Origin of the sequence: Tannerella forsythia, assembly GCF_003860135.1 — a bacterium.
Classification (GTDB): Bacteria; Bacteroidota; Bacteroidia; order Bacteroidales; family Tannerellaceae; genus Tannerella; species Tannerella forsythia_A.
Genome location: NZ_RQYN01000158.1, coordinates 1 through 514, shown reverse-complemented (window position 1 = coordinate 514; position 514 = coordinate 1). Strand labels below are relative to the sequence as shown.

The following is a 514-nucleotide window of genomic DNA, read 5'->3' as shown; positions in this document are numbered from 1 at the left end:
TTTATTTTCGGTTGGTTTTTCCGGAAGCATAAAATATATTTTGTGGCATAAGTTGATTTTATAAGGAACGACTACTTAGGACATAGTACCGAAAAGGGCGGGGGAGTTCTTTCAGTCGCAGCATAATCAGATGGGAGGTAAATGCTAAACATAAATGCGGATATTTTCTTGTTGAGGTGGTGGTAACGAAACCATCCCCAATCGGTCGCTCCTCTCTCGTCCCAAAAAGCAAGCCTTTTTCATTGATTGGAGAAACCGCTTGTTGGAGATTGTTTTTGTCGTCGTTGATTTCAGGTGAGCAGTTCAGATTAACCCAGATTCCGCAATAGAATAAATAAGCATGAATTTCATTCAGGCTTTCAGCCCTTGTATGCTCTTCGGGTGTTGAGTTATTGAAATGTGTATTTGTTGAGTTGTTGGCCGGCTGAACGGTGAAGGTTGATTGCTGTAAAAGCCCTGAAAGGGCGAGATCATTCAGCCCAATGCGAAGCGTTGGGGAAAAAGGCATCGTATT

At 42.4% G+C, this 514-nt stretch carries 1 protein-coding gene; it reads right to left on the bottom strand.

Annotated features, from left to right (window positions below; translation table 11 throughout):
* Window positions 1–58: 58 nt before the first annotated feature.
* The coding region (locus EII41_RS14255) for a hypothetical protein (protein WP_185711937.1) at window positions 59–514 on the bottom strand (456 nt) is incomplete at its 5' end.